At 58.1% G+C, this 241-nt stretch carries 3 tRNA genes; all 3 read right to left on the bottom strand.

Annotated elements, in window-relative coordinates:
• Position 1: 1 nt before the first annotated feature.
• Positions 2 to 77 (bottom strand) — tRNA-Ala (locus AC0IXC_RS29345).
• A 9-nt stretch (positions 78 to 86) separates the two neighbouring features.
• Positions 87 to 160 (bottom strand) — tRNA-Pro (locus tag AC0IXC_RS29350).
• An 8-nt stretch (positions 161 to 168) separates the two neighbouring features.
• A tRNA-Arg gene (locus AC0IXC_RS29355) sits at positions 169 to 241 on the bottom strand.

Raw genomic sequence — 241 nt, forward strand, 5'->3', positions numbered from 1 at the left:
TTGGTGGAGCCTAGCGGGATCGAACCGCTGACCTCCTGCGTGCAAGGCAGGCGCTCTCCCAGCTGAGCTAAGGCCCCAAACAAGTATCGGGAAGACAGGATTTGAACCTGCGACCCCCTGGTCCCAAACCAGGTGCTCTACCAAGCTGAGCCACTTCCCGAAAGAAAACGCGCCCGAGAGGAGTCGAACCCCTAACCTCTTGATCCGTAGTCAAACGCTCTATCCAATTGAGCTACGGGCG

The sequence above is a fragment of the Bacillus sp. AC266 genome (genome assembly GCF_979253805.1).